Origin of the sequence: Sinorhizobium sp. KGO-5 (assembly GCF_036245905.1) — a bacterium.
GTDB lineage: Bacteria > Pseudomonadota > Alphaproteobacteria > Rhizobiales > Rhizobiaceae > Sinorhizobium > Sinorhizobium meliloti_A.
Window position 1 is genome coordinate 90,928 of the sequence record NZ_BDIZ01000001.1, and the last position, 22,338, is coordinate 113,265.

Below are 22,338 nucleotides of genomic sequence, written 5' to 3' on the forward strand. Positions count from 1 at the left end.
GCCGCTGTGGCGGGGTGCGGACAGGAACCGGTTTCAGTGCTTCAATTTCGAGGCCTTCCAGCCATATGTCGACGGTTTCGCATGCAGATGGGCGGATGAGCCCGCGGGCAGCAGAGGTGTCAGGAGCGGCTGCGCAGCTGCCGTCAACCGAATCGCATCCTCCTGCGCCTGCGTCTCCTGCTCCGGCTCGGGCTCCTGCTCCTGCTCCTCATCCTGCTCCTCCATGCCGGCGACACCCCTCAGGCGGGTCAGGATCTCCTGTGCCCTCGTCTTGCAGAGCACGTGGTTCGCGTCATCGGATACGATGTCGTGGAAGCTCTGGAAGGTGGCGACAGCGGCATCCCTTTGGCCCGAAGCCAAGCGCGCGACCGCGAGTTTGTAGCGCAGGATGCCTCGATGCGGGTAGCGGGCAAGCAGCTCTTGAAACGTCTTGCCCGCCTTGCGGTAGAATGCCTGCGCCATTTGCGTGTCGCCGAGCCAATGAAGAACGTCGTCCGCGTTCGGCACTGCCGGCAGCAAAGTGCGATAAAGATGCTCCGCCTCCCCATATTCGCCCACGTCGCTCAAGAGATGCGCAAGGCGACAGCGCGCCTCGATATGTCCCGGAACGGTGCGGATCAACTGCCGATAGCCCGCTTCGGCTCCGTCGAAGTCGCCGAAGGCGTGCAGCGCCACCGCCCGCTCCAAGACGATGCCCAGGCTGCGGCGATTGAGGCAGTCGCGCAGGTTCCTGCCCGTGAGGGTTCTGAGAAGCATACTGCGGAGGCGACGCCCGCAGGCGTCGATCCTCTCTCCCTCGTCGGCGGGGTCGACGCGCGCAAACTCCCCTTCGGGAAAGGCATCGAGCAACCGTTCGAGCCGCGCCGAGGCCGCGCCGCAGCGGTCGAACCGGATGCTTGTCCAGTTTTCGGACGCGAGGATGCCGGCGAATGCGTCCGCCGCCTCGCTTTCAAGGCCAGGTGCGCAGAGAAAGCCGGTGCGTCCGGTTCCGTGATTGCCGATCATCAGAATTTCGTCGACGAAGAGACCCGTGTCCTCGTCCTGAGAGGTCGCCAGCTCGAGCGGCAGGAACGCGTCGTACCGTTTTCCGGCGGCGCGGTGTTTCCAGGCCAGAATGAGCCACCTCTCGCGGTGCGGAAGGTATTCCTGCAGCCAGGGCCAGGAGAGAAAAGCGTGCGCTTCCGGATCTGAACGATATATCTTGTTCCAGTTTCTATGATTTTTTTTAAATTCTTCGATGCAGTCGATAACGTGGACTGTCATTGTCGTCTCTTTGCGGCAATATACTCGATACGCGCCAAAATCGTTACGTTAGTGAATAATTGAATACAATAATGCTTCTGTTCAGTATACACCGTCCAACTGCGCAGGACAACTACCGAGTGCCGGTATTCGGCTGCTCCCCTATATCGAGCGCTCGTCGAAGTTCGGCCTCGATCGAATGAACGTCCACAGACGTCTGCTGATATCGGTGATCTCGCGAACCGCATTGTCGAGACGCGCCAACTCGCGGGCATCGAGCTGCTCGACCTTGCCGTAGCGCACGTCCTTCTCGCCTTCGACGAGCCGCATCAACTGCGTGCTCGAAATCTCGCCCTGCTCGTCGACGGAGTAGATGCAATGATTGTACTTGTTGCGCATCTTCGATTGCTGCTTCAGCCGCACGGTAATGGCGAGCACCTCGTCGCGAGTCGCCGCCGGGATCCGCGGCAGCTTCGCCAGGCGCTCTGTCAGATCGATTCGGGCGCGCGTCGTATTCAGCGTCAGGAAAACGACGATGGCCGCGTCCTTTTCCACCCCCAGAAGGTGGGCGATCACGTAGATGAGCAGGCTTTCGGTGTTGGTCCACACGTAGTTCAGGCGACCAACGAGCAAAAGCACATCCTGTGCAGCCGCCATGGCGATCTCCAAGCGGTCCCGAGAATGATGCGCCGGAACCGGATTTGCGCACTTGCATATTCCGCCGATCGAAACCGGCTTCCATAGACGTCCTGCATTCAGGTCTCCTTGAACGCGCGCGACATGCTGTCTGTGATGGGCTTCGTCAGATACTCAAAGAAGGTGCGCTCCGATGTGGTGATCAACACTTCGGCCGGCATTCCGGGCACGGGGTGAAAGCCGTGGATGCGTCCGATCTCGCTCGCCGGCACTTCGACGCGCACGATATAGACGTCGCGCTGCTGGCCGCCGGCTACTTCCTCCTCGATCGAATCCGCCGAGACGTAGAAGACCTTGCCTTTCAGCACCGGCGTCGTGCGGCGGTTGAGTGCCGAAAGCCGGATCGTGGCATCTTCGCCGACCTTGAGCTGATCGATGGCGGTGCGCAGCAGCTGCGCCTCGATGATCAGCGGCACATTGGCCGGCAGGATCTCCATGATCGGCTTTCCGCTTGCGATGACGCCACCGGCCGTGTGGAAATAGCTGCGTACGACGGTGCCGTCGACAGGCGAACGGATGGTGGCGCGGCCGAGCACTTCGGACGCCTCCCGAACCTGCTCGCGTACGCTGTCGAGATCGGCCTCGGCCGCTTCGAGGCCGTCGAGCGCCGCCTGTTTGTTGGTATTGACGGCGATGACCGCCTCCTGTCGGTAGCGGTCTATCTGCGTGTAGCTCTCCTTGACCTCGGATTCGAGCCGGCCGATCTCGCCGATCGCATCGGCGATCGCGCGGTCCAACGCCATGAGTTCCGGGCGCCGGATCAGGCCCTTGTCGGCGAGCTTGCTCTTGGCCTCCCGCTCCTCGTTGAGAATCTCCAGCTGCCGGTTGAACGATGCCTGCTGCAGAGCGTATCCCCTGGCCCGGAATTCAAGCGAACGAATGTTCTGGTCGATCAGGTTCAGCTGGTCGCGCAGCTTGATCTTCTTGCTCTGAAAATTGACGTTCTGGCTTTCCATGATGGCGCGAATGTCGGGGTCGTCGGCCTGCCGGGCGACGATTTCGGGTACGCTGAAGGCATCTTCGCCCACCGCCTCCGCCCTCAGCCGCCCGACGACTGCCTCCAGGCGGAGGCGCTTGAGGTTGAGCATACGGGCGTTGGCCCGGGCGACCGTCTGATCGAGCTTCACGAGAATGTCGCCGGCCTTGACCTTGTCGCCCTCGGCGACCAGCAGTTCCTCGATGATGCCGCCCTCCAGATGCTGGACGATCTTGTTGTTGCCGTTGGCGACGAAGCTTCCCTGGGCGATGATTGCCGCGGCGAGCGGTGCCGCGAAAGCCCAGTAGCCGAAGCCGCCGAAGGAGATCGCGATCAGCGCCAGGCCAACCAGACTGTGGAGCCGGATCGACCGGGGGACCTCGGCATACCACTCCGCCGGATTTCGAGGTTCGGTGCTCCGCCTGTCGCTTTGCATCGTCAGTCTCCGTGAATGCGGGATTGCCCGCGGTCGCCTTCGGCCTTTGCGCCAAGCGCGGCGAGCACCTCGTTTCGGGCGCCGAACATCGCCACGGTGCCTTCGTGCAGCACCATGATCTTGTCGACACATTGCAGGAGAGCAGGGCGCTGCGTGATGGTGACGGTGGTGATGCCCTCCTTCCTCGCATGCACCAGCGCGCGGGCAAGTGCGGCCTCGCCATTGCTGTCGAGGTTCGAATTCGGCTCGTCGAGGACGACGAATTTCGGATTGCCGAAGAAGGCGCGCGCCAGAGCTATGCGCTGTTTCTGACCGCCCGACAGCGGGGTGCCGTCAGCGGCGACCACGGTCTCGTAGCCCTGCGGAAAGGTTGCGATCAGTTCGTGCACGTCGGCGAGCACCGCCGCCTCATAAACCATGCCGTCGTCCACATCCTCGCGCATGCGGCAGATATTGGCCTTGATCGTTCCTGGAAAGAGCTGAACGTCCTGGGGAAGGTAGCCGATGCTTTCGCCGAACTGGCGCTGATCCCAGTTGCGCAGATCCATGAGATCGAGGCGTACACTGCCGGATGTGGGCAGGATCGAGCCGACCAGCATCTTGCCGAGGGTGGTCTTGCCGGAGCCGGAATTGCCGATGACCGCAAGCGATTCCCCCTTTGCCAGCGAAAAGGAGATGCCGTTCAGGATCACCCGCTTCTGCGGCGGCGGGACGAAGAGGATGCGCTCGACGTCGAGCCTGCCTTCCGGCTTCGGCAGGCGCAGCCGCGGGAAGTTCAAGGGCGAGGTGAGCAAGAGCTGCCTGATGCGCTGATAGGCGGCGCGGGAGTGATTGAGCTGGTTCCAGCCCTCGATGGCTCCTTCGACGGGCGCGAGCGCACGCCCGGCAATGATCGAAGCGGCGATCACCATGCCGCCGGTCAGTTGCCCTTCCATCGCCAGATGCGCTCCCCAGCCGAGAAGCGCCACCTGGGTGAACATCCGCACGGCCCTGGATGCGCCGGTGAAGATTATGTTACGGTCCTGGGCGTAGACCTGCGCCTTGAGCGAGGCCGCCGTCTCCTGGCCCCACATTCTCACCGCTTCCGGAATCATCGCCAATGCATTGATGATCTGGGCGTTGCGGGCCATCGAATCGAGATGGAAATTGGCCCGGCCGAGCGAGGCATTGGCTTCGCTGAATGGTTTTGTCGTCGCCTTCTGATTGAGATAGGCGATGACGATCAGAACCGTACAACAGAGGATGACGATCATGCCGAGTTGTGGCTGTATGAGGTAGACCACGACCACGAAGAGCGGTGTCAGTGGAGCGTCGAGGAAAGCGGTGAGCGTGCCGGAGGTGATGAAGGCGCGAAGCTGCTGCAGGTCGCCCAATATCTGGTAGTCCCGGCCGCTTCCGTGCAGCGAGGCCCGGGCTGCCGCACTGAGGATCGGTGTGCCGAGCTGGACCTCGATTTCGACGGCGGTGCGCATCAGGATGAAGCGGCGGATCGCGTCGAGAATGACTTGGAGCGCCACGGCGCCGAGCACGGCGACCGTCAACATGACCAGCGTGTCCTGCGAGCGGCTCGTCAGGACCCGATCGGAGATCTGGAACAAATAGATCGGGATGGCCAGGACGAGGACGTTGATGGCCAAAGTGAAAGCGATGACGATCAGCATGTTGCGCCGGACAGCGGCCATGCCGTTGTGCAGGCTGGCGGCGAAGTTCGCCGGTCCCATGCGCTTGTGAAGCGTGCTCCTGGCACCGCCGTCTTCGCTCGCTTGCCCTTCACCTGTTGCGCTGCGTTCAACCGGGCGAATGTCGTCCTGCTTCATCGGGCCCGGGTCATTTTCGATTGTTCGCGGCAGCCCCGGAGCCTGCCGTCTTTCCACCTTGGAAACGTCGCCCTCGTCGCGGCACGCATCGGCCGATGCCGATGCTTGCTTTCGCTCCGAGAACCTTGCCGCGTCTGCCTTTCCGTTCGGCCCTGGCGGCCTTTCGAAGGGTGTCGCAGCCTCGGCTTCGGCTATCTCGGGCAGCTCCAGCCGTGCGACATCCTGGCGCTGCGGCTTGCCTCGCCCGGCATACCACTTCGACATGTCGTTCATGCTCGCTCCCCTGCGCTTGGCCCTTGAAGTCGTTTCGGTCAGGACCGTCCAACGGATCTCCGTTCGAAGCTGTGCAACCCTAAGAGCTCGAAGCGGATCGGCTTCAAGCCAGTATCGTATGCATGACGTCGCTCCACTGGCTGCCGGACAGGTCGGTGCCGTGATCGCCGTCCATGTCTCCGCCCTGCGGCGCCGTATCCTCGCCGATAAAGGCGATGAGTTCGGTCGTCAGACCGTCACTGTCCCGCTGAAGGTCCGGCATTCCGTCGACTATTCCCGATTGGATGAGCACTGCGTCGGAATAGGTCTCGCCGCCGACATAGGTCGTCCCGCCGGAGTCGATGATCTCCGCGACATTGAAGACGCCATTGTTTCCCGTATGCACCGCGACCGAGGCCTCCGGTCCGTCTTCGAGCAACTTGCCCGCGGCAAACGAGACGGCGTCGGCGTCGCCGAGAATGCTGACCTGTTGGACGATCGTGACGTCATAGAGATTGCCGGTGATGAACAGGATGTGCAGGTCGGCATAGCCTTCGAAAGCATTGTCGCGCAGGAGTTCGTCCGGCAATGTGCCGTCGCCCTCGTGCATCTGGTCGGCGGCCTCATGAAAGTAGTCCGGCATCGCCTCGAAGCGGACGCCGGAGCTCACGTTTCCGATCGAGGCCATGTTCCAGACGAGATTGCCGCCGGTGTCCAGCGCGATGCCTTTGCCGGCGGATACGCCTGCGATCTCGTCATTGTCGTAGAGGATGGAGATCTGGCTGATGATGTCGAGATCGACCAGGCGGCCGCCGACGAGGATCAGATCGTAGTGCTCGGCAATGCCGAGAAACGACGCGACGTTCACTGCCGTGTTGCCGCCGCTGAGCACGGTCGTCTCCGCACCCGTCCTGGTAACGGTCAGGCTGTCATTGTCGCTGGCGAAGTTGTACTGCTCGACCCAATGGACGATGGAAAGATCGCCTTCGACGACGTTCACGCGCCAGCTTGTCGGGAATGTCGAAGATTCGGCCGGAATCTCCGCTTCCTGGGGCAGGCATGCCCCGGTTTCTCCGCCACCGAAGCTTGCTATGTTCAGTGCGACGGTCGTGGTCATCGTCGCGCATGTACCGGAGATCGCGCCGTCGAGCGTGTCCCTGTCGGCATAGACGTAGGATTGCGAGATGACATCGATTTGATGGTAGTCACCCATCACGGCGGTCACGGGTGGGGCCTCCACAGCGCCGACGACGCTGGCAACATTGGCGACGACATTGGTTCCCGCATGGATGTCGAGGTCGCCGTTCTGGAGCGGCTTGGCTAGAGGCGTCCCGGCGGGGTGAGCAGTGTGCTCTCGCCCCGGAAGGTTGTCGCGCAGTTCCGGCGCGGCGTCGGCGCGGGTGCCGTTGACATAGGTGCCCTCGATGCGTTCTGCGATGAGAACGGCATCGCCCGCCTCGTTCTTCACCAATTCGTCCGGAGAGGCGGCCTGCGGAAGGTTTTCCGGTCCGCCTGTCGCGGGCGCGGGCGGAACGGCCTGTTGGCTGGCGCCCGCCAGGGAGGCAAGTGCTTCAAGTTTCGCAGCCACCGCGGCGAAAGAGGCGGGCGCTTCGGCGGCGCCGATCTGCGCGAAGGGCGAGGCTTCAAGGGCTTCCGCGAGAAAGCCTTCGAGCGTCTGGTCCACATGCGTCAGGTTGCGCGGCTCCCCAAGCATTCCGGTCAGGTTCACGACATCGTCGTCATGGAGGGTGCTTGCCTGATAGATATGGCTGAAGCCCGGGTCGGGACCCGCAGGAGGCATCGTATCCGTGGCCTCGGGGCCGTTGCCGGAGATGCCGTGGTCCTCCCTGGACCGGGCATCCACCTGTCCGGCTTGCGCTGCGGCGGCCGGTTGGTCGAGGTGATGCCGTGACGGGGCGGCATGATCGGCGGAGTCGAGCCGGGCAATGTCGTAAGCCCGGAGTTCGTAGGAGATCTCGGGATCGTAGCTTTTCAACGCGAAGTCAGACCGGAAATCAGGCGACTGCACGTAGTCGGAGTCGTCCTTTTGCGCAGTCTTCGGGGTTTCATATCCCTGCAGGTATTCAAATCTTATACGCGCGTCATCGATCGCCGTGTTGAACAGCCCTATGAAATGCGCAACGATCTCGTTGATCTTCTCCGAATGCATCGTCCGATCCTTCCCCTTTCCGCAGCAAAGGGTGCCTTAAACCTCATTTTTTCTTCAAACGGATACGATTGAAGGAAACGTGCTGGCTTTCGCCCGCGGTCGATATCCAGCACGGCCGGTGCATCCGGTCGTTCATTCAAGGTCGCTATCCGACCCCGCCGGGGTCACGCCCGGATCGCCAACGGTGGTGCTGACGTCGGCGTTGCTGAGAAGGTTCGCGCCCTGGACGATTTCGTGGTGGAAGTCCGGACTTGCCTGGCCTGGCGGCGTCTCCGTCGAGGGGTGGGATGCACCCTCGTCGCCCTTGAGATCCCAACCGTCCGTGGTGAGGCCGTCGCCACCAGGTTCTCCGCTGCCTGTGCCGGGATCGGTATTGCCGCTCTTGCCGACGTCATAAGCGCGGTCCTGATCAGCCAGGCTATTGGCCTGGGCCAGGCTGAACCCGGCTTCGTAGATGCTGGCGCCGTTGCCCAGAACATTGTCGACATTCAGGGAAAAGGAAAAGCCATCGCCGAGGGAGAAGGCAAAGTCACCCCCGGCGGTCTCGGTGAGACTGGTGCTGCCACCGGCAACCGACCTGCTGGACGTGTTCATCGCTACGCCATCGGCAAGCGCACCCGTCTTCAGCTCGTCATCGGCACTGAAGTTGTCGTGGAGCCCAAGATTCTTCTGTGAGGAATCGGGCATAAGCACTTCCTCATAAGAGGGGGAGCCAGCACCGAAACCCTTCATCTTTTATAGGATTCTTGAGGCGCTGGCTCTTTTGGCGGTTTAGCGGAAATGAATGTTCCGTCTCTGCTTGCAATATCATTTCAGCGCGATACAAAGCGCCTAAATTCCTACGTATGGTAACGAATAGTCATAATATTTGTCATATAAACGTAAGTATCTATATTTCCGATCTTCTACGCGAAACAATGATCGAAGACGCACAGAATGTTGGTGCGACCATTGGAGTGTGATCTGGAACGCAGTCGAGTGAAAGCTACCTATTGTGGTTATGAGACTCGGCACCGGCCCGTCTCGGATTTGTCGCTCAATATTCGCTGCGCGGCAACCGACGCACTCGTTTCGAGTGCAGCTCGCGATCGACTCGCCATGCCTGCGCATGTACCTCGATCGAGGCGCTCAGATAAACGACTGAAAATACTCGACAATCGCGATCTCAAATGTGCAGTTCGTTTGCCCCGGCACGCTTGGATTGCTGAGCGAAGGCCGGCTGCAGGGTTCCTTGGCGGAAAGTGCGTCGGACATCTGCCTCAGCACACGATCGACCGATTTGGCCGCGCCCGCATTACCTTCGCGATAACCCGATGTGAGTATCGACCTCGTCGGGCGGAGTGGCGAATACTTGTCCGAGTTACTACGAAGACCATCCGGGTCTGACGAGCGCAGGGTGCGGTGCACCCCTCAAAAGCGAGGGTACGGCGAAAGGCGCGAGTGGCGTCGCCGATCCGGCACGAATTTCGCGGATTCGCCCAAAATTGGTTCGTTCTTGAACGATTTAGACAGGATTGTGGCCGCCACCTAATCCTTTTGGGCGGTTTTACATCCCCCATATTTACGATACATTAGCCAATATAAATTCTTTTTTTCGAGAAATTTTTTTAATCCAAGCAATTTTCACAACGCGGGCCTTTCTCCACCATGGGTAAAAAACCCGTAAAAACCAAGGGGAAGTCCGAGGAGGGGATAATGTATCGTGCGAGTTCGGGGTTGGGCGGGTTCGAAGACAGCAAAAGTGTTTTACCGAAAAAAAGCAAAATAGTCATGTTAGCCAGGACGGACCTCTTCGCCGAGTGTCTGACCCAGGCGATCGGCGCACGCTTTCAGGACCAGGAAGTGGTGCGGCTTTCGGACGCCGACAGCCTTCTGGACGGCAACCTCGTAGGTGTGACGCTGGTCATGCTCTACCGCGTGCCCATGGCGAACTTTCCATCGATCATCAGGATGATTCATGAGTTCCACCCGAAAGCGGCCGTCGGTCTGCTGGTCGAAAACGCGGAAGGGATCGACGCGTCGGTTTCGCATCTGGTCGAGGAGGGGATGATCCACGGCGTGTTGCCCCTGAATCTCCACCTCGACGTTTGCCTTACCGCCATCGACCTCCTGATGAAGGGCGGCGAACATTTTCCCGCCGCACTGCTCAGGCGCCTTGCGCCGAAGAATCCTGGAGAGCGGGACCTCGCCACCCAGGACGAGACGGCCTCTGAAGGCGTCGATCCGGAGCGCGGGAAAGGATTTGGCCAGGTCGTCCTCACGACACGCGAAATCCAGATCCTCGATCTCATCTGCATGGGCACGCAGAACAAGATCATCGCAGATCGCCTCGGACTGTCCGAAAACACCGTCAAGGTGCATGTGCGCAACATCTACAAGAAGATGAACGTGCGCAATCGCACCGAGGCGGCCTCCCGCTATTTCAGAAACGACGGAGGCGTGGGCCCTTCCCGCACGCCGTCGCCGACGCGCTGGCGCAACTGACCGTCAGAGCCTTGAGCAGTCCAAGGTGCTAATAGCCACCTTTGCGCGTCTGATAAGACGCGCGGCGCTGTAGGGAACTTTTCTGTGCTTGTCATCGGGATGAGAGCAGCGCCACGTCTGCGGCGCGGAAAGCGTTCTTTCAGCCCAACGACTTGGCCTGGCTGGATTCCTGTGACAAGCACAGGAATGAGGGGGACAGGGACGTGCGGCGACTACGACTTTCGCTTGCGAATATGCGAGGGAATGGTCAACCCGTGCAGCAATGAAAGACGACGTCTACATCTCGCATCGAAGCGAAGCGGGACGCTGTACACGGGCCTGACCCGCGACCTTCCGCCTCGCTATCTTCACGGTTTATGAAGCGCGGCGAGGGGCTGCACCCTCTCGACCCTCATCCCTGTGCTCGTCACAGGGATCCAGCAGCGCCGCGTCCGCGGCGCGGGAAGCGTTCTTTCAGCCCAAGGACTTGGTCTGGTTGGATTCCTGTGACGAGCACAGGGATAAGGCGATCAAGCAAGCGGCGGCGGGTGGCCGGAATCTCAACAGGCCTTGACGCGCGGGCTGCCGCGCGGCGTCTCTGCGGCGCAGCCGCTATTCCGCGGCCTCGTGGCCAAGGGCGCCGCGCCGGATTTGGTCGGCTTCGATCGATTCGAACAATGCGCGGAAATTGCCCTCGCCGAAGCCTTCGTCGCCCTTGCGCTGGATGAATTCGAAGAAGATCGGACCGATCACCGTTCGCGAGAAGATCTGCAGCAGGATCTTCGTCATGCCGCCATTCACCACGCCCTCGCCATCGATCAGGATGCCGTGTGTCTTCATCCGGTCGATCGGCTCGTCGTGTCCGTGAACACGCTGATGGGACATTTCATAATAGGTTTCCGGCGGCCCCGGCATGAACTTCAGACCGTTTGCGGCGAGCTTGTCGGTCGCATCGTAGATCGCCTCGGTACCGACGGCGATGTGCTGGATGCCTTCGCCCTTGTACTTCTTCAGATATTCTTCGATCTGGCTCGTGTCGTCCTTCGATTCGTTCAGGGGAATGCGGATCTTGCCGCAGGGCGAGGTAATCGCCCGGCTGACGAGGCCGGTGATGCGGCCATCGATGTCGAAGAAATGGATCTGCTTGAAATTGAACAGTTCGCGATAGAACGCCCACCACTTGTCCATGTTGCCGCGATAGACGTTGTGGGTCAGGTGGTCGAGATAGTAGAAGCCGACTCCGGCCGGCTTCGGATCACGCTCGCTCAGCCATTCGAACTCGGCGTCGTAGGCTGATCCCTTTTCGCCGTAGGTTTCCACGAAATAGAGAAGCGAGCCGCCGATGCCGACGATCGCCGGCACGTCCAGGCACTTGTCGCTGCCGGTATAGCCTTCGGCGCCCTTGGCAACGGCATGTTCGAAGGCATGCTTCGCGTCGACGACGCGCCAGGCCATCGACGGGGCGCAGGGCCCGTGCTCGCCAACGAAGCGCATGGCATGCGATCCGGCCTCCGCGTTCAGGACATAGTTGATATCGCCCTGCCGCCAGACGGTGATGTCCTTGGTCTTGTGCCTGGCGACCGGCGAATAGCCCATGCGGCCGAAGAGCTCCGCAAGCTTCTCCGGCTCCGGGTGGGCGAACTCCACAAACTCGAAACCGTCCGTCCCGGCGGGGTTTTCCGCCGAAATCGCCGGCGGCGGTGCGTCATGGGGGAACGGGCCCATCGTCAGTCTCCTCTTATCCTCCAAACTCTGCTGGATTATGGCGCAGTTCCGATGCATGGTGCTTGTATTCTTGCGCGATTCGCGAAGATCGGCGCATGAATTGTGCAGAGAATGGTTTGAGGGTGCATGAATGGAGCTGCTTGACGGATTCGACCTCAAGATCCTGAGTGAACTGCAGCGCGATGGTCATCTGACCAACAATGAATTGTCCGAGCGCGTCGCGCTGTCTCCGTCGCAATGTTCGCGCCGGCGTACGCGCCTGGAGGCGGAAGGGTTCATCACCGGCTATCAGGCGCAGATCGACCGTCAGAAGCTGGGGCTTGATCTGATGGTGGTGATTTCGGTCACGCTGGCCACGCATAACCGCGACAATGCCAAGCGTTTCGCCAATCTCGTCTCGGCTCTGCCGGAAGTGCTGGAGGCCTATGCGCTGACCGGCGAAATGGACTATCACCTGCGCGTCGTGACGCCGGATCTTGCCGGGCTCTCCCGCTTCGTCAACGAGGTCCTCCTGCCGCATGACAGCGTCCAGCACGTCAAGACATCGATCGTGCTGGAGACGCTCAAGAGCTTCGAGGGTCTGCCGATACCGGCGCGTATGAAGGGGTAGGCGGCAGCGCTAGGGAAGGGCCTCGCTAGAGATCGTTCATCGCCCGTTCCACGGCGCCCAGGCCCTGCGAAAGCGCCTCCATATTCTCTGCCCCAAGCACGGAATGCAGCTCCGTTTGATAGTCGCTCGCAAGCTCCGTCAGCTCCCTAAAGGCCTGCCGGCCCGCCGGCGTCAGCGCCAGATGCTCGAAACGGCGGTCTCGTCCGTCCTGCTCGCGCTTCAACCAGCGGCGCTGCTCGAGGCTGAAGACCGCGCGGCTTACTTTCGTCTTGTGCATGGCGGAGTGCGCGCCGATTTCGGTTGCCGTCATGCTGCGGCGGGAGCTGCCGAGTGCCGCAAGCGTTCGCCATTCCGGCCGCGTCAGCTGGTAACGCGCTTTGTATTGTGCGGCAAAGCGCAAGGCGACGAATTCCGCCGCCCGGTTCAGCCGATAGGGCAGGAAGTTCTCCAGTTCGAACCGCTCTTCGGCCACGGCCTTCCTTCCTTGATAGTTACAAAATCGATAGTTACGATTGTAACTAATATAGCGAAGAGAAGAGGAGGCTCAAGCCATGTTGGAGAAGGCGGAAAAACAGCGGCGGGTAGGTTCGGGTCAGCAGCGCACAGCCGGCTATATGCCTGGATTCGGCAACGACTTCGAGACGGAAAGCCTGCCCGGGGCGCTCCCGCAGGGGCAGAACAGCCCGCAAAAATGCAATTACGGCCTTTATGCCGAACAGCTGTCCGGCTCACCCTTTACGGCACCGCGCGGCACCAACGAGCGCTCCTGGCTCTACCGTATCCGACCGAGCGTCCGCCACACCGGGCGTTTCCGCAAGATCGACTATCCGCATTGGAAGACGGCGCCGCATGTGGGCGAGCATTCCCTGGCGCTCGGGCAGTTGCGCTGGAGTCCTTTGCCGGCGCCCCCGGAGAGCCTGACCTTTCTTCAAGGCATCCGCACCATGACGACGGCGGGCGACGCGCTGACGCAAGCCGGCATGGCCGCGCATGCCTATGCCTTCAATGCCGACATGGTGGACGACTACTTTTTCAACGCCGACGGCGAGCTGCTGATCGTTCCGGAAACGGGCGCGATCCAGGTTTTCACCGAACTCGGCAGGATGGAGGTCGAGCCGTCGGAAATCTGCCTCGTACCGCGCGGCATGATGTTCAAGGTCACGCGCCTCGGAGAGGAGAAGGTCTGGCGCGGGTACATCTGCGAGAATTACGGCGCGAAGTTCACGCTCCCGGATCGCGGCCCGATCGGCGCCAATTGCCTCGCCAATCCGCGCGACTTCAAGACGCCGGTCGCCGCCTACGAGGACAAGGAAACGCCCTGCCGGGTACAGGTGAAGTGGTGCGGCTCCTTCCATATGGTCGAGATCGGCCATTCGCCGCTCGACGTCGTCGCCTGGCACGGCAATTACGCGCCCTACAAATACGACCTCAAGACCTTCTCGCCGGTCGGCGCGATCCTGTTCGACCATCCCGATCCGTCCATCTTCACGGTGTTGACGGCCCCTTCCGGAGAGGAGGGGACGGCCAATGTAGACTTCGTCCTATTCCCGCCCCGCTGGCTGGTCGCCGAGCATACGTTCCGCCCGCCCTGGTATCACCGCAACATCATGAGCGAGTTCATGGGGCTGATCTACGGGCGCTACGACGCCAAGGAGGAAGGATTCGTTCCGGGCGGCATGAGCCTGCACAACATGATGCTGGCGCACGGACCGGACTTCTCCGGCTTCGAGAAGGCGTCGAACGGCGAGCTGAAGCCGGTGAAGCTCGACAACACCATGGCATTCATGTTCGAGACCCGCTTCCCCCAGCAGCTGACGACGTTTGCGGCAGAGCTCGAGACTCTGCAGGACGACTACATGGATTGCTGGTCCGGCCTCGAACGGAAATTCGACGGCACGCCGGGAATCAAGTGACTTCCGCCGCCGAACCGTGACATGCTGCAATATCCGCGCCGCCCCGGCGAGAATCAACAACGCATCGGGAACACCACTCTATGAAACTCGCAACGCTGAAAGATTCCACCCGCGACGGCAAGCTCGTCGTGGTCTCGAAAGATCTGACCCGCTGCTCGGAGGTCGGTCATATCGCCCGCACGCTGCAGGCGGCGCTTGACGACTGGGCGCATGCGGGTCCGCGGCTGGAGCGCGTCGCCGAGGGGATCGAGACCGGAGCGCAGCCGACCATGCGATTCCATGAGCACGACGCAGCCTCGCCGCTGCCGCGCGCCTTTCAGTGGGCGGACGGTTCGGCCTATGTCAATCATGTCGAGCTCGTCCGAAAGGCGCGCAATGCCGAGATGCCGGCAAGTTTCTGGACCGATCCGCTGATCTATCAGGGCGGTTCCGACAGTTTCCTCGGCCCACGCGATCCGATCCTTATGGCCGACGATGCCTGGGGCATCGATATGGAAGGCGAAATTGCTGTCATCGTCGACGACGTGCCCACGGGCGCGACGCTCGAGGAAGCAAGGGCCGCGATCCGCCTCGTCATGCTCGTCAACGATGTCTCCCTGCGCGGCCTCATTCCTGGAGAACTCGCCAAGGGTTTCGGCTTCTATCAATCGAAGCCGTCTTCCGCCTTCTCGCCGGTCGCCGTGACGCCGGAGGAACTCGGCGAAGCCTGGGATGGCGGGAAGCTGCATCTGCCGCTCCACGTCGATCTCAATGGCGAGCCTTTCGGGCGGGCCAATGGCGGCATCGACATGACCTTCGATTTCCCGCAGCTGATCGTGCATGCCGCGCGAACGAGGCCGCTTTCGGCTGGCACGATCATCGGCTCGGGCACCGTTTCCAACAAGCTCGAGGGCGGGCCGGGCAGGCCGGTTTCCGAGGGCGGGGCCGGCTATTCGTGCATCGCCGAATTGCGCATGATCGAGACGATCGAAGGCGGGTCACCGAAAACGCAGTTCCTGAAATTCGGCGATGTCGTCCGCATCGAGATGAAGGATCGTACCGGCCATTCGATTTTCGGTGCGATCGAACAGAAGGTCGGAAAATACGAGCGCGGATGAGGTCGGACAGCGTGGAGACGGGTGTGGCGAACGAAACCGTGCTTTATGACTATTGGCGCTCGTCGGCGAGCTACCGGGTGCGGATCGCGCTCAACCTGATCGGCGAAGCCTATCGCTCCGTACCGGTCGACCTGCTCGCAAAGGCTCATGGCGCGCCGGAGCATCTCGCCCGGAATCCGCAGGGACTGGTGCCGGTGCTCGACATCGACGGAGAGCGCCTCACCCAGTCGCTCGCCATCATCGAATATCTTGCGGAGACGCGGGATGGGACGGGTTTCCTCCCGTCCCATCCCGTCGACCGGCAACGCGTCCGCGCGCTTTCCTATGCCGTGGCGATGGATATCCATCCCGTCTGCAATCTCGGCGTCGTCGCTCATGTGATGGCGGGCGCGGGCGACGGCGGGGCCGCGCGGCGCGAGTGGATGCAGAAATTCATCGGCGAGGGTCTCGCTGCCTTCGAGCGTATGCTGGACCGCCCCGCGACCGGTGAATTCTGCCATGGCGATCGTCCGACGATGGCGGATCTCTGCCTCGTGCCGCAGGTCTACAATGCGCGGCGCTGGGATGTCGATCTTTCGGCGTGCCCGCGGATCGTTGCCATAGATCGCCGCTGCGCCGCCATCGACGCCTTCCGCAGGGCGCATCCCGACCGCGCCAAACCTTGACCCCCGTTTCGGATGCGATTTCGTCATTCGCACATCGGTGTGGCCTGTTCCGCCAAGCCGATGTCGCGAATGGATCGGCGGGCCGCAGATCGCCAAGCTAGTTTTTGCGCGACTGCCCGTGTAAGGGCGTGGGAACACCTCAAAACGAGAGATTCATCGATGAAAAGCTATGTGCTGACCGTCAGCTGCAAATCCACTCGCGGCATCGTCGCCGCCATCACCGGCTATCTCGCCGAAAAGGGCTGCTATATCAGCGACAGCTCGCAGTTCGACGATTTCCAGACGGGCCTGTTCTTCATGCGTCTCACCTTCATCAGCCAGGAAGGCGCCAAGCTCGAAGAGCTGCGCGAAGGCTTCGAACCGGTGATCAAGCGCTTCGAGATGACGATGGAGATCCGTGATTCCGAGGAGCGCATGAAGGTGCTGCTCATGGTGTCGCGCTTCGGCCATTGCCTGAACGATCTTCTCTACCGCTGGAAGATCGGCGCCTTGCCGATCGACATCGTCGGGGTCGTCTCCAACCACTTCGACTACCAGAAGGTGGTCGTCAACCACGACATCCCCTTCCACTGCATCAAGGTGACGAAGGAGAACAAGCCGAAGGCCGAAGCCCAGCTGATGGACGTCGTCGAGCAGACCGGCGCCGAGCTGATCGTGCTTGCCCGCTACATGCAGGTGCTTTCCGATGCGCTCTGCAAGAAGATGTCGGGGAAGATCATCAACATCCACCACTCCTTCCTGCCGTCGTTCAAGGGGGCGAACCCCTATAAGCAGGCCTATGAGCGCGGCGTGAAGCTGATCGGCGCGACGGCGCATTACGTCACCGCCGATCTCGACGAGGGTCCGATCATCGAGCAGGATATCGCCCGCATCACCCATGCGCAGTCGGCCGAGGATTACGTCTCGATCGGCCGCGACGTGGAAAGCCAGGTGCTGGCCCGCGCCGTGCACGCCCATATCCATCATCGCTGCTTCATCAACGGCAACCGCGTCGTCGTCTTCCCGCCAAGCCCGGGTTCCTACGCGTCGGAACGGATGGGCTGAGGCCTGGTCGCCGGGCTCCGCTGGCAAGGCCCTCCCACCGATTGGGAGGGGCTTGGGACGCCGGGGCCGCTCACATATGCAGAGCGTGCCCGAGCGTCTTGAAGGCCGCCTCCTGGAAGGCTTCCGATTGCGTCGGATGCGCATGGATGGTGCCGGCGATGTCCTCCAGCCGCGCACCCATCTCGATCGCCAGCGCAAAAGTCGCCGACAGTTCCGAAACGCCATGGCCGACAGCCTGGATACCGAGGACAAGGTGATTGTCGGCGCGGGCGATGACCCGCACGAAGCCGTCCTCGGACAGCGTCGTCATGGCGCGGCCGTTCGCCTGGAAGGGAAATTGGCCGATCTTGACGTCGATGCCGGCAGCACGCGCCTCTTCCGGCGAGAGGCCGGAGGAGACGATTTCCGGGTCGGTGAAGCAGACCGCCGGAATGCAGCGCTTGTCCCAGCTGCGCTTATGACCGGCGACGATTTCCGCGACCATTTCGCCCTGTGCCATCGCCCGATGCGCAAGCATCGGCTCTCCGGCCACATCGCCGATCGCATAGATGCCGCGCATCGAAGTGCGGCATTGGTCGTCGATGCGGATGGACCTGCCCGACCGGTCCAGATCGATCTCTTCAAGCCCCCAGCCGTCGGTCACCGGCCGGCGGCCGACGGTGACGAGAACCTTCTCCGCCGGGACCTCGAAGGCGCGGCCGTTCTCCTCGGCAAGCAGGCCCCGCCGATCGGCGGAGAGCCGTTTGGCCGTGGTGCGGGTGAAGACCTCCACACCGAGTTCGCCGAGCCGCTTCATCACCGGCTTTGAGAGGTCGGCGTCGTATTGCGGCAGGATCCGGTCCAGCGCTTCGAGCACGGTGACCTTGGAGCCCAGCTTGGCAAAGGCGGTTCCGAGTTCGAGACCGATATAGCCGCCGCCGATGACTGCGAGCGTCTGCGGCACGTCCGTCAGCGCCAGCGCTTGAGTCGAGGAAATAATGCTTCCGCCGAAGGGAAGGTCGGGAAGCTCGACCGGCGCCGAACCGGTCGCGATGACGATCGCTTCCGCCCGAATGCGCTGAAGCCCGGTTTCCGTTTCCACATCCACCGTCTTGCCGTCGACGAAGCGTCCCTCGCCGATGACCGCCTTGACGCCCGCCTTCTTCAGGAGCCCCGTGACGCCGCCGTTCAGCCGTCCGACGATGCCGTCTTTCCAGGCGATCGTTCGCCGGAGGTCGATCGCCGGAGCACTCAACGAAAGGCCGAGCGGGTTCTTGCCCGAGGCAGCCGTGCGGAGCTTGTGATATTCGTCCGCCGCATGGATCAGCGCCTTCGACGGAATGCAGCCGACATTCAGACAGGTGCCGCCAGCCTTGGCTTTCTCGACGATCACCGTGTTGACGCCGAGCTGGCCGGCGCGGATCGCCGCGACATAGCCGCCGGGTCCGGCACCGAGAACCAGGAGCTTGCAGGAGATTTCCTTCATGGATGCCTATCCTTCAACGAAAATCAGCGCCGGCGTTTCGAGCAGCGTCTTCAGGCGCTGGACGAAGACCGCGGCATCCCAGCCGTCGATGACCCGGTGATCGAAGCTCGACGAGAGATTCATGATTTTGCGCGGGACGAATTGTGCGCCGTCCCAGACGGGCCGGACGGCGATCTTGTTGACGCCGACGATCGCCACCTCCGGATGGTTGATGACCGGCGTCGTGGCGATTCCGCCGATGGCGCCGAGCGAGGAGATGGTGATGGTCGAGCCGCTAAGCTCGTCGCGCGTCGCCGTTCCGGTGCGGGCCGCCTCCGCCAGCCGGTTGAGCTCGGCCGCGCAGTCCCATATCCCGCGCGCCTCGGCATGGCGCACCACCGGGACGGTCAGCCCGGCGGGCGTCTGGGTGGCGATGCCGATATGGACGGCAGCGTGGCGGTGAATGACGCCGGCATGGTCGTCGAACGTGGCGTTGACGCCGGGCTGCTCGGCGACGGTCTTCACCAGCGCGCGCATCAGGAAAGGCAGGATCGTGAGCTTGGCCTGCTCCTGCTTGCGGTCGCGGTTCATCGTCGCGCGCAGATCCTCGAGCGCCGTCATGTCCACCTCTTCCACATAGGTGATGTGGGGGATGCGTGAGGTGGAGAGCGACATCTTTTCGGCGATCCGGCGTCTGAGGCCGGTCATCCTGACCTCCTCGACGGCGGTCTTGCGGACGAGGCCGGCCTGAGCCGGCAGCGGCCCGGCGCCGCGGCTGATGAAGAGATCGAGATCCTCATGGGTGATCCGGCCGGCCGGCCCGGTGCCGGCCACCTGCCTGAGATCGATGCCGCTCTCTCTGGCGCGCAGCCGCACCGCCGGGGAGGCGAGTGGCCTTGGCGAAATATCCGTCGTTTCGCGCGGCGCCGGCGCGGTTCTCGGTGCAGGTTTTTCGGGCTGCGGCGGCGCCTTGGCCGCAGGCCGGGAGGAGACGGCGACGGGCTCGTCCAGCACGTTTTCGGCCAGCGCCTCCGGGACGCTGTCCGGGACAGCATCGCCCGCCTCGCCGGCGGTCTCGATCCTGACCAGCGGCGCCTTCACCGCAACCGTGTCGCCGACTTCCGCTCCGAGCCACAGGACCTTGCCGGTGACTGGCGAGGGGATTTCGACCGTGGCCTTGTCGGTCATGACGGCGGCGAGCACCATATCCTCGCGCACCGGATCGCCGGGCTTCACATGCCACTCGACGAGCTCGGCCTCCGCGACACCCTCGCCGACATCCGGCATCTTGATGATGAATTCACCCACCGGTCAGGCCTCCATCGCTTCGGCGAGCGCACGCCCGACGCGTGCCGGACCGGGGAAATAATCCCACTCCTGCGCGTGCGGATAGGGCGTGTCCCAACCCGTTACCCGGACGACCGGAGACTCGAGGTGATAGAAACAATGCTCCTGAACGAGAGCGGCGAGCTCGGCACCGAATCCCGAGGTCAGCGTCGCCTCGTGCACGACCACGCACCGCCCGGTCTTCTTCGCGGATTGCACGATCGTCTCGAGGTCGAGCGGCAACAGACTGCGCAGATCGATCACCTCCGCGTCGATACCGGTCTCCTCGGCTGCCGCGAGCGCCACGTGCACCATCGTACCATAGGCGATAACAGTCACGCCTGAGCCCTTGCGGCGTATCTCGGCCTTGCCGATCGGGATCGCATAGTGGCCATCCGGAACGTCGCCGAGTTCGTGCTTGGACCAGGCCGTGACCGGGCGTTCGTGGTGGCCGTCGAAGGGGCCGTTATAAAGCCGCTTCGGCTCCAGGAACATCACGGGATCCGGATCCTCGATCGCCGAGATGAGCAGGCCTTTGGCGTCATAGGGATTCGAAGGCACGACGACCTTCAGCCCGCAAACATGGGTGAAGAGCGCCTCCGGGCTCTGGCTGTGGGTCTGGCCGCCGAAGATGCCGCCGCCCGTCGGCATGCGCACGACGATCGGGCAGGTGAAGTCGCCGTTCGAGCGGTAGCGGATCCGCGCGGCCTCCTGCGTGAGCTGGTCGTAAGCGGGATACATGTAGTCGGCAAACTGAATCTCGACGCACGGTTTCAGCCCGTAGGCGGCCATGCCGATGGCCGTGCCGACGATACCGGACTCGCTGATCGGCGTATCGAAGCAGCGCGTCTTGCCGTATTTCGCCTGAAGCCCCTGGGTGCAGCGGAAAACGCCGCCGAAATAACCGACATCCTCGCCGAAGACGACCACATTTTCGTCGCGCGCCATCGAGACGTCCATGGCGCTGCGCACCGCTTCGATCATCGTCATTCTGGCCATGTCAGTACCCCGCCTTCTGCCGTTGACGGCGGATATGCGGCGGCATCTCTGCATAGACACCTTCGAAGATATCCCGCACCGACGGCCTGCCGCCGGCATGCAGCGTTCCGTGGCGTTCCGCTTCCTTCTGCGCCTGGATCACTTCGTCCATGATTTCCGCCTCCGCCTGCGCATGCCGCTCTTCCGACCAGGCGCCGCGTAGGATCAGGTGTTTCTTCAGGCGCAGGACCGGGTCGCCGAGCGGCCAGGCTTCCGATTCGGTTTTCGGGCGATAGGCGCTCGGATCGTCGGAAGTCGAATGGGCGCCGACGCGGTAGGTCACGTATTCGATCAGCGTCGGACCGAGATTGAGCCGCGCCCGCTCGGCCGCCCAGCGCGCCACCGCATAGACGGCCAGGTAATCGTTGCCGTCCACCCTGAGCGCCGGAATGCCGAAGCCCAGGCCCCTTGCGGCGAAGGTGCCGGAACCGCCTCGGGCGATGCCCTGGAAAGTGGAGATCGCCCACTGGTTGTTGACGATGTTGAGAATGACGGGCGCCTTGTAGGTGGAAGCGAAGACCAGCGCGGAGTGAAAATCCGACTCGGCGGTCGAGCCGTCGCCGATCCAGCCGGCGGCGATCCGCGTATCGTTCTTGATGGCGGATGCCATGGCCCAACCGACGGCCTGGACATATTGAGTGGCGAGGTTGCCCGAGATCGTGAAGAAGCCGTGCTCCTTGGAAGTGTACATGACGGGCAGCTGCCGACCATGGCAGGGATCGAGTTCGTTCGAGAAGATCTGGTTCATCATCTCGACCATCGGGTAGTCGTCGGCAATCAGGAGCCCCGCCTGGCGGTAGGTCGGAAAATTCATGTCGCCCTTGCGAAGCGCCTTGCGGAAGGCGCAGCTCACCGCCTCCTCGCCGAGATGCTGCATATAGAAGGATGTCTTGCCCTGGCGCTGCGCCATCAGCATGCGCGCGTCGAAGGCGCGCAGCAACATCATGTGCCTGAGACCCCTCAGCAGCTCCTCGTCGGAAAGAAAACCGGCCCAGGGGCCGACTGCCTCGCCCTCGCGGTTGAGAACCCGGATGATCGAATAGGCGAGGTCGCGGATCTCCTCCGGGTCCACATCGACTTCCGGCCGCGGCACCGAGCCCGCCTTCGGTATCTTCACGTTGGAGAAATCGGGCAGATCGCCCGGCCGGACGGCCGGTTCGGGGACATGCAGGCTCAATCGGCTGAATTCATCCATGCGGATTCCGGCCTCCCTTCCGGATTGCGCGTCGCGCAACTCCATTCCCGGAAGAACGGCGCCGCCGCCCGGCGGTTCCCGGCTGGCGCCTGGGGTGTCCTCCGCCCCGCCTGCCATACCGATACGGCATCCCGCTCTCCCGACAGGATATGGGCACAGACTGCCACGAGTCAGGGGCCAGATGAAGCGCTTTCGCCGCCGCGCCCGGCTGCTGCGCGAAGAAAGACAG

General features: G+C 62.5%; 18 protein-coding genes. 6 read left to right on the forward strand and 12 right to left on the reverse strand.

Translation table 11 applies throughout. From position 1 onward, the window contains the following. Window positions 1-33: 33 nt before the first annotated feature. The 6 genes from BHD07_RS00390 to BHD07_RS00415 all read right to left on the reverse strand — a co-directional run bounded on the left by BHD07_RS00390 (window position 34) and on the right by BHD07_RS00415 (window position 8,276). Window positions 34-1,263: a tetratricopeptide repeat protein gene (locus BHD07_RS00390; RefSeq protein WP_338276957.1), complete on the reverse strand. Its 1,230-nt coding sequence runs from the start codon at window positions 1,261-1,263 to the stop codon at window positions 34-36. A 141-nt stretch (window positions 1,264-1,404) separates the two neighbouring features. Beyond that, on the reverse strand, window positions 1,405-1,899 hold the full coding sequence (locus BHD07_RS00395) for a hypothetical protein (RefSeq protein ID WP_018099348.1): 495 nt from the start codon (window positions 1,897-1,899) through the stop codon (window positions 1,405-1,407). Window positions 1,900-1,997: 98 nt separating this feature from the next. Continuing rightward, window positions 1,998-3,350 carry an HlyD family type I secretion periplasmic adaptor subunit gene (locus BHD07_RS00400; protein WP_100672830.1) on the reverse strand — a complete coding sequence of 451 codons (1,353 nt, stop codon included), beginning with the start codon at window positions 3,348-3,350 and terminating at the stop codon, window positions 1,998-2,000. Window positions 3,351-3,352: 2 nt separating this feature from the next. After that, window positions 3,353-5,440 (reverse strand): type I secretion system permease/ATPase, encoded by a 2,088-nt coding sequence (locus BHD07_RS00405; RefSeq protein ID WP_338276961.1) that lies wholly within the window; start codon window positions 5,438-5,440, stop codon window positions 3,353-3,355. Between the two features lie 103 nt (window positions 5,441-5,543). Then, window positions 5,544-7,589, reverse strand: a complete 2,046-nt coding sequence (locus BHD07_RS00410) for a hypothetical protein (protein ID WP_338276963.1) — start codon at window positions 7,587-7,589, stop codon at window positions 5,544-5,546. Window positions 7,590-7,721: 132 nt separating this feature from the next. Continuing rightward, the gene (locus BHD07_RS00415) at window positions 7,722-8,276 is read right to left on the reverse strand and encodes a hypothetical protein (protein ID WP_275597284.1); all 555 of its coding nucleotides are present in this window, start codon (window positions 8,274-8,276) and stop codon (window positions 7,722-7,724) included. 1,008 nt (window positions 8,277-9,284) lie between these two features. Here BHD07_RS00415 and BHD07_RS00420 point away from each other — a divergent pair. Further along, entirely contained in the window at window positions 9,285-10,073 is a 789-nt protein-coding gene (locus BHD07_RS00420; RefSeq protein ID WP_338276965.1) for a helix-turn-helix transcriptional regulator, read from the forward strand. Window positions 10,074-10,664: 591 nt separating this feature from the next. On the opposite strand, the gene hppD is transcribed toward BHD07_RS00420, so the two are convergent. Then, window positions 10,665-11,777, reverse strand: a complete 1,113-nt coding sequence (gene hppD, locus BHD07_RS00425; protein WP_338276967.1) for a 4-hydroxyphenylpyruvate dioxygenase — start codon at window positions 11,775-11,777, stop codon at window positions 10,665-10,667. Between the two features lie 130 nt (window positions 11,778-11,907). Here hppD and BHD07_RS00430 point away from each other — a divergent pair, with 130 nt between their 5' ends. After that, window positions 11,908-12,387, forward strand: coding sequence for an Lrp/AsnC family transcriptional regulator (locus tag BHD07_RS00430; RefSeq protein WP_003536762.1), 480 nt, complete (start codon window positions 11,908-11,910; stop codon window positions 12,385-12,387). A 25-nt stretch (window positions 12,388-12,412) separates the two neighbouring features. On the opposite strand, the gene BHD07_RS00435 is transcribed toward BHD07_RS00430, so the two are convergent. Beyond that, window positions 12,413-12,859 (reverse strand): MarR family winged helix-turn-helix transcriptional regulator, encoded by a 447-nt coding sequence (locus tag BHD07_RS00435; RefSeq protein WP_338276981.1) that lies wholly within the window; start codon window positions 12,857-12,859, stop codon window positions 12,413-12,415. Between the two features lie 79 nt (window positions 12,860-12,938). On the opposite strand from BHD07_RS00435, the gene hmgA reads away from it, so the two are divergent. From hmgA to purU, 4 genes are all read left to right on the forward strand, one after another. Beyond that, entirely contained in the window at window positions 12,939-14,300 is a 1,362-nt protein-coding gene (gene hmgA / locus BHD07_RS00440; RefSeq protein WP_127709199.1) for a homogentisate 1,2-dioxygenase, read from the forward strand. A gap of 80 nt (window positions 14,301-14,380) precedes the next feature. After that, window positions 14,381-15,397, forward strand: a complete 1,017-nt coding sequence (locus BHD07_RS00445; RefSeq protein WP_275597287.1) for a fumarylacetoacetate hydrolase family protein — start codon at window positions 14,381-14,383, stop codon at window positions 15,395-15,397. Between the two features lie 11 nt (window positions 15,398-15,408). Continuing rightward, window positions 15,409-16,062, forward strand: a complete 654-nt coding sequence (gene maiA / locus BHD07_RS00450) for a maleylacetoacetate isomerase (protein WP_198516781.1) — start codon at window positions 15,409-15,411, stop codon at window positions 16,060-16,062. Window positions 16,063-16,221: 159 nt separating this feature from the next. Continuing rightward, window positions 16,222-17,106, forward strand: coding sequence for a formyltetrahydrofolate deformylase (purU, locus tag BHD07_RS00455; protein WP_100672842.1), 885 nt, complete (start codon window positions 16,222-16,224; stop codon window positions 17,104-17,106). A gap of 70 nt (window positions 17,107-17,176) precedes the next feature. Here purU and lpdA read toward each other — a convergent pair whose 3' ends face one another. Genes lpdA through BHD07_RS00475 form a run of 4 tightly spaced genes read right to left on the reverse strand, consistent with a single transcriptional unit; the run spans window position 17,177 to window position 22,109 of the window. Continuing rightward, complete coding sequence (gene lpdA, locus BHD07_RS00460; RefSeq protein WP_338276985.1) at window positions 17,177-18,571, reverse strand: dihydrolipoyl dehydrogenase; 1,395 nt, start codon at window positions 18,569-18,571, stop codon at window positions 17,177-17,179. 6 nt (window positions 18,572-18,577) lie between these two features. Then, window positions 18,578-19,858 carry a dihydrolipoamide acetyltransferase family protein gene (locus BHD07_RS00465; protein ID WP_338276986.1) on the reverse strand — a complete coding sequence of 427 codons (1,281 nt, stop codon included), beginning with the start codon at window positions 19,856-19,858 and terminating at the stop codon, window positions 18,578-18,580. Window positions 19,859-19,861: 3 nt separating this feature from the next. After that, the gene (locus tag BHD07_RS00470; RefSeq protein WP_100672845.1) at window positions 19,862-20,875 is read right to left on the reverse strand and encodes an alpha-ketoacid dehydrogenase subunit beta; all 1,014 of its coding nucleotides are present in this window, start codon (window positions 20,873-20,875) and stop codon (window positions 19,862-19,864) included. A 1-nt stretch (window position 20,876) separates the two neighbouring features. Further along, on the reverse strand, window positions 20,877-22,109 hold the full coding sequence (locus BHD07_RS00475; RefSeq protein ID WP_026168781.1) for a 3-methyl-2-oxobutanoate dehydrogenase (2-methylpropanoyl-transferring) subunit alpha: 1,233 nt from the start codon (window positions 22,107-22,109) through the stop codon (window positions 20,877-20,879). Between the last annotated feature and the right edge of the window lie 229 nt (window positions 22,110-22,338).